We start from the raw sequence: 6,521 nt of genomic DNA, 5'->3' as shown, positions 1-6,521 counted from the left end.
GCCGGTCGCGAGGACGAGCGCATCCATCTCGTGACGCGTGCCGTCGGAGGCGATGAGTGTCGAGCCCTCCACGGCGGCGAGTGCGGCCGGCACGAGCGACACGGCGTCGGATGCCACAGCGGGGTAGAACTCGTCCGAGAGCAGCACGCGCTTGCACCCGAACGCGTAGTCAGGGGTGAGCGCGGCGCGCAGCGCGGGGTCGGCGACCTGTCGTTCGAGGTGCGCGAGCGCCACGGCCTCGGCCTCCGCCGCGGCGGCGGAATCGCCCGAGCGCGACGCGAAGCGCGCCTCGCCCTCGGCATACAGATCGTCTCGCAGCGCCTCGAGCGACGCGGGGTCCGTGACGAATCGGGCGCGGTCGGCGTCGGAGTACGCGTCCCCTCCGCGCGGCACGATCCATGCGGGCGTGCGCTGGAACAGCGTGACATGGGCCGCTGCGCGCGCGAGCTCGGGCACGATCTGGACGGCGCTGGCCCCAGTGCCCACGACGCCGACGCGTGCGCCGGTGAGGTCTGCGGCGTGATCCCATCGCGCCGAGTGGAACAGCGGCCCCGGGAACTGCTCGAGGCCGGCGATCCGGGGGATCGTCGGCTCCGTGAGCCGCCCGCACGCGAGCACGAGCACGTCGGCGACGATGACGTCGTCCTCGGTCTCGCCCTCGCGTCCGGAGGGCGCGCCGTGGCGCCCGCGGGGCTGATGAGGCGCCCCTGCGGGCGACGTGGCGATCCGCCAGACAGCGTGCCCGGCATCCCATTCGGCGCTCCGCATCGCCGTGCGCAGGCGAAGCCGGTCGCCCAGGCCCTCGACGTCGACGACGTGCTCGAGGTAGGAGTGGATCTCGGCGCCCTTCGCGTACGTGCCCGACCACGACGGGTTCGGGTGCGCGGCGAAGCCGTACAGGTGCGACGGCACATCGCAGGCGACGCCGGGGTAGGTGTTGTCGCGCCATGTTCCGCCGACGGATGCGCCGCGCTCGAGCACGACGAAGTCCTCGCGGCCTGCTCGACGCAGCGCCATCGCCATGCCGATGCCCGCGAACCCGGCGCCGACGATCGCGACCTCGACGCGCGTCATCCCGACGCCTGGCCGTACGTCGTGGTGCGCTGGCGGAACGGCCGGAACATGCGGGCGGCGATGGCGGCGGCATCCGTCATCGGCAGTTCGAGGCCGTGCTCGATGCCCGCCTCGGGCTTGACGCGGCCGTCGAGGAGCGTGCCGCCCAGGTCGTCGCCCCCGGACTGCAGCAGGACGACGGATGCCTCGCGCCCCACGCGCGTCCACGGGATCTGCACGTGCGGGATGCTGCCCGACAGCAGCAGTCGCGAGACGGCCACCATCGCCCGGTGCTCGTCCAGCGGCGCCCGCCCCGCGACGAGCGGCACGCCGCCCGCGGGACCGGGCAGCGGGATGGGCACGAACTCGCTGAAGCCGCCGCCCGCCCCTGCGCCGCTTCCGGTCGCTGAGCCGCCTCCGGTCGCCGAGCCGCCCCCGGTCGCTGCCCCGCTTCCGGTCGCTGAGCTTGTCGAAGCGCCCTGGATCTCGCGCAGTCGCCGCAGATGTGCGATGCGCTCGGCGGCGGTCTCGACGTGCCCGTAGAAGAGCACGCTCGTGGAGCGGAAGCCGGCGCGGTGGGCGGCCGTGATGCCCTCGATCCAGCGCTCGATCTCGAGGTCGCCGGGGGCGACGAGGCCGCGGACGCGCTCGCTCAGCACCTTGACGCCCGTGCCGGGCACGGTGTCGACGCCGGCCTCGCGCAGTGCGGCCAAGGCGGCGTCCAGCCCGATGCCGGAGCGGTCGGCGAGATCGCGCACATCCTGCGGACGGTAGGCGTGCAGGTGGATGCCGGGCGCCGCGGCTTTCACGGCACGTGCGATGTCGAGATAGCCCGAGGGGTGCTGCTCCGGCGGCAGGAGCCCCTGCACGCAGAGCTCGGTGGCGCCGAGGTCCCAGGCGTCGGCGGCGATCGCACCGACGTCGTCGAGCGTGAAGGTCGCGGGGTCGTCGGTGGCGGCGGCGCGCAGCCCGGATGACGTGAGGTTGCGGTTGACGACGAGCGTGATCGCCTCGCCCACGGTGTAGCGGCGCACGTCGTCGGCGGTGGCGGCGACGACGTCGAGATCGTCGCCCGTCGCCTCCAGGAGCGCGACCCACTCGGAGTCGTCGAGGGCGAGGGGGTCTCCCGCGGCGGTCTCGGCCAGGCGGCGGATGTCCGCCCCCACGGCGGCGTGGCCGGGTTGCGGACGTTTCGGCTCGCTCGTTCCTCGCTCGCTCAACGACCGGGCGTCAGGTGCCGGTCGTTGAGCGAAGGGCGCTCTGGCGCCCGAAGACGAAACGCCTGTACCCGGCACGCGGCTCGGGGCGGCGGCCAGGCCGGTCTCGGGGTCGGCGAGCGCGGCGACGGCCGGGCTCAGGCCGGGATCGATCCAGGTCTCGGCGGCGAGGACGAACTCGGGCTGCGCGGTCAGGCGCTCGCGCAGCTCGAAGCCGAGCTCCGCCGTCATTCGGGCGAGGTCGTCGAGGTGCGGCCACGGGCGCTCGGGGTTGACGTGGTCGGCGGTGAGCGGCGAGACGCCGCCCCAGTCGTCCGCCCCGGCGCGCACGAGCAGGCCGAACTCCGTGGCATCCGAGAGGTTCGGCGGCACCTGGATCCGCATGCGGGGTCCCATGACGAGCCGAGCCACCGCCACCGCGGCGACGTACTCGAGCAGATCGGCGTCGGGCGCGCTCTGCATCGCGGTGCGGGGCTTCGCGCGGAAGTTCTGCACGATCACCTCCTGCACGTGGCCCTGGCCCTCGATCACGTGCCGCTCGTGCGTGTCGCGGATCGCGACGAGCGACTCGGCGCGGTCGTGCACGGTCTCGCCGATCCCGACCAGGATGCCGGTGGTGAAGGGCACGCGCTCGCGCCCCGCGGCATCGATCACCTCGAGCCGCACGGCCGGATCCTTGTCGGGCGAGCCGTAGTGCACCTGGCCCGGCTCCTCGAACAGCCGGCGCGAGGTCGTCTCGAGCATCATGCCCATCGACGGCGCGACGGGCCGCAGCATCCGCAGCTCTTCCGCGCTCATGACGCCGGGGTTGGCGTGCGCGAGGAGCCCCGTCTCGGCGGTCACCAGGCGCGCGATGTGCGCGACGTACTCGATCGTCGAGGCGAACCCGTGCTCGTCGAGCCACGCCCGCGCCTCGGGCCAGCGCTCCTCGGGCCGGTCGCCCAGGGTCAGCAGCACCTCTTTGCAGCCCATCGCCTGCCCCTGCCGCACCACGGGGAGCACCTGTTCGGGCGACATGTACGCGGGCTTGTGCTTCTTGAGCAGCTGCCCGGGGGTATCCACGAACACGCAGTAGTGGCAGCGGTCGCGGCAGAGCGTCGTCAAGGGCACGAACACCTTGCGCGAGTACGTGATCACGCCGGGACGACCGGATGCCGCGAGCCCGGCATCCCGCACGTCCGCGGCGATCGCGAGCAGGCTTTCGAAGCGCTCGCCCGTCGCGGCGAGCAGCGCCTCGACGTCGGCCGTGGCGAGCCGATCGCCCGCTGCGGCGCGCGCGAGGGCTGCGTCGACGGCGGCGGGGGAGGCCGCTGCGGAACGCGCGGTGACGGAGGGGGACACGACGGTCACCGATCCAGTCTCGCACCGAGCAGGAGGGTCGGGGTCGCGGATCGTTGCCCTCCCGTAAGCAAATGAGACCGGTTCCGGGGCGACCCGCTGGCAGACTGGTCGCATGGTGACGCTGCTGCTCGACTCGACGCGACTCGAGGTCGTGCTGTCGGGGTCCGAGCGCGCACTGTCGTTCCGTAAGGGAAATGTCGTCATCGAGCGGTCGACGATCACGCGGGTGCAGCTCACCGACGACGCATGGACCTGGCTGCGCGGCATTCCGAATCCAGGCACGCACGTGCGCGGCATCGTCGCCTTGGGCACGTGGCGCTCCGCGGGTGGCGAGGACTTCGCCCTGATCCGCCGTCGCCGCCCGAGCGTCGTGATCGACCTCGAGGGGCACCCCGAGTTCCAGCGGATCATCCTCACGACCCGCCACGGCCTCGCTCTCGTGCAGGCGCTGCGCGTCGAGGTCGCCGCTGAGCCCGCGGATGTCGTCGAGATCGCGGCCGAGACGGGCAACATCCCCGTCGTGCCCGACAAGAAGCCGCGCAAGAAGAAGGCACCGGCGCCCGCCCCCGCTGTCTGACCGATCCTGGTTCGCCGTTCGGCCGGTTCTGTTCGGTTCGGCCGGCCGGTCTCCAGGTACAGCCGCTCCCATCGCCAGGTTTCGGCGTTGTCCGGACATCGGCCCCCGGGGCGCCCGCTGCCGCGCGGGTGCGGTCCGGGGGTTGCGGGTTTTGGGGCCGCGGATCCGGCGTTGTCCGGACATCGCCCCCGGGCACCGGCTGTCGCGCGGGTGCGGTCCGGGGGTTGCGGGTTTTGGGGCCGCGGATCCGGCGTTGTCCGGACATCGCCCCCGGGACACTCAGCTGACGTCGCGGCGCCAGCTCACCAGGTGGCCGAGCACCACGAACACCACGGCGTAGCCGAGCAGCACGAGGCCGCCCACCCACCACTCGAGCGGTTCCGACGAGCCCTGCGGCATGCTCGCCGCGAGCACGCTCGCGCCGACGAGGGCATCGCTCGCGGCGCCGGGCAGGAAGCGGGTGAAGTCCGAGAGTCCCTCGACGAAGGCGGCCGCCGTGCGGCCGATCGGCTCGACGAACTGCGTGAAGACCAGCACGCCGACGATCGCGCCCACCTGGTTGCGCACCAGGGCGCCGACTCCGACGCCGATGAGCGTCCAGAGGACGTAGGCCAGCAGCATCCGTCCCAGCATCGTCCAGGTGTCGATCGAGGTGATCTCGGTGCCGAGGCCGAAGCCGGCGAGGAACGCCGCCGACGTGCCGACGGCCGCGGCGATGCCGATCACGCCGAGCACCACGCCGATGAGTACGCCGACCGCGAGCTTCGCGGCGAGCACCCGGCCGCGTCGCGGCGTCGCCAGGAACGTCGGCGTCAGCGTCTTGTGGCGGAACTCGGCGGTCACCATGAGCGTGCCGACGAGGAGAGGGAAGACGTAGCCGACGGCGGTGGCCGTGCTGTACAGCGTCGCCGCGAGGCCCTCCTCGGGAAGCGGGGGCGCGTCGCCCGGAAGCGAGCCCGTCGCCGCCGCGGCGAAGACGAAGCCCAGCGCCGCTGCGGTGAAGGCGACGTAGACGAAGAGGACGATCGCGAGGATCCACCAGATGCTGGTCGAGAACAGCTTCGTGGTCTCGGAGCGTGTCGCGGCGGTGAGGCTCATCGGTCGCCTCCTTCGTCGTGGCGGGCGTCGGCCCAGTGGACGGCGTCGGCGTCCTCGTGGTCGGTCGGCGGGGGGACGGATGCCGCGTCCGGCGCCGATGCGGCAGGCTCAGGCGCATCTTCGGCCGCGTCTGCGGAGGGCTGGGGTGCCGACTCTTCGGGCAAGGCGCGGGCGTCGGGCTCGGGAGCAGCGGCGGGTTCTGAGGCCCATGACTCGGGCTCGGGCTCGGGCTCAGCGTTGGGTTCGGGTTCGGGCTCGGCGTTGGGTTCGGGTTCGGGCTCGGGCTCAGCGTTGGGTTCGGGTTCGGACTCGAACTCTGGCTCGCGCTCTGGCTCGGACTCGGCCTCGGGCTCGACCTCAGCCACGAACTCCGCTTCGGGTTCGGTCACGTGCTGGGGATCGGGCTCATCGCCGGGTGGGGGAGCGGCGGAATCGGGCGTGGCGCCGGGTTCTGCAACCCACCCATCGGACTCAGCTTCGGGTACGGGTTGGGACTCGCGTCCGGCTTCGGGTTCAGCCCCGGGGTGGGGAACCGGCGCGGCGTCGGGTTCGCCGGGGGCGTCGGCCGCGGGCGCGGGTTCGGACTCCGGTTCGGGCTGGGGTTCCGGTTCCGCGCCGGGAGCGGGCTCGACGCGGGGGTTGCCATCGGCATCGAAGGCCGCGAAGAACGCATCGGCCTCCATGTCGGAGTCCGTCTTGACGTAGTGCTCCCACGGGCGGTCGTCGTCCGCGTCAGCCGGCTCGGGAGTAGAGAGCTCGTCGTCGATCTCACCCAGAGCTTCGACGTCGGGGTTGGAGTCTTCCGGCGCCCAGGGGTCGTCATCGGCATCGGCGGGCTCCTCGGCCTCCTCCGCAATCGCTGCAGGGTCTGACGCCCGGTCGTCCGCACGCGCCGCGTCCACCACGAGGGCGTCATCCGGCCTCGTGTGCTCCGGCGCGACCTCGCCCCGCTGCTCCTGTGCGGCGGCGGGGACGATGTCGATCACGCCCGTGCTCGCGACCGCGTACCACGGGGGCACGGGCTCCGTCGGGGCCGCGTGGGGAGCCGGCGGCAGGTCGTCGGCCGGCGCGGGCTCCGGGGCTTCCGCAGCACCGCTGTGCTCGGCGGTTTCCGCAGCCCCGCTGTGCTCCGCGGCTGCTGCCCCTGCCCCGCTGTGCTCGGCGGTTTCCGCAGCCCCGCTGTGCTCCGCGGCTGCTGCCCCTGCCCCGCTGTGCACGGCGGTTTCCGCAGTCCC

4 protein-coding genes and 1 pseudogene are annotated in these 6,521 nt (G+C 73.2%); 1 reads left to right on the top strand and 4 read right to left on the bottom strand.

Annotation, left to right across the window (positions count from 1 at the left end):
• Together B1729_RS16875 and cofG are read right to left on the bottom strand one after the other, a co-directional pair.
• The coding region (locus tag B1729_RS16875; RefSeq protein WP_163633933.1) for an NAD(P)/FAD-dependent oxidoreductase at window positions 1–1,074 on the bottom strand (1,074 nt) is incomplete at its 3' end.
• Window positions 1,071–3,620 carry a 7,8-didemethyl-8-hydroxy-5-deazariboflavin synthase CofG gene (gene cofG / locus B1729_RS16870; RefSeq protein WP_239539691.1) on the bottom strand — a complete coding sequence of 850 codons (2,550 nt, stop codon included), beginning with the start codon at window positions 3,618–3,620 and terminating at the stop codon, window positions 1,071–1,073. The genes cofG and B1729_RS16875, both read right to left, overlap by 4 nt.
• Window positions 3,621–3,723: 103 nt before the next feature.
• On the opposite strand from cofG, the gene B1729_RS16865 reads away from it, so the two are divergent.
• Window positions 3,724–4,188: a hypothetical protein gene (locus B1729_RS16865; RefSeq protein ID WP_163616953.1), complete on the top strand. Its 465-nt coding sequence runs from the start codon at window positions 3,724–3,726 to the stop codon at window positions 4,186–4,188.
• A gap of 279 nt (window positions 4,189–4,467) precedes the next feature.
• Here the strand turns inward: B1729_RS16865 and B1729_RS16860 are convergent, their stop codons facing one another.
• Window positions 4,468–5,286, bottom strand: a complete 819-nt coding sequence (locus B1729_RS16860) for an ABC transporter permease (RefSeq protein ID WP_163616954.1) — start codon at window positions 5,284–5,286, stop codon at window positions 4,468–4,470.
• A pseudogene (locus B1729_RS16855) lies at window positions 5,283–6,521 on the bottom strand (hypothetical protein); the annotation flags it as partial. The gene B1729_RS16860 and the pseudogene B1729_RS16855, both read right to left, overlap by 4 nt.

Origin of the sequence: Microbacterium sp. B35-04 (assembly GCF_010634885.1) — a bacterium.
In the GTDB taxonomy this organism is placed as follows: domain Bacteria; phylum Actinomycetota; class Actinomycetes; order Actinomycetales; family Microbacteriaceae; genus Microbacterium.
Note: the sequence above shows the minus strand (reverse complement) of the source record. Positions and strands in the feature narration are given on the sequence as shown.

Coding starts and splice junctions, on each gene's coding strand:
- B1729_RS16865 (WP_163616953.1), top strand. CDS start 3,724: ATGGTGACGCTGCTGCTCGACTCGACGCGACTCGAGGTCGTGCTGTCG.
- B1729_RS16860 (WP_163616954.1), bottom strand. CDS start 5,286: ATGAGCCTCACCGCCGCGACACGCTCCGAGACCACGAAGCTGTTCTCG.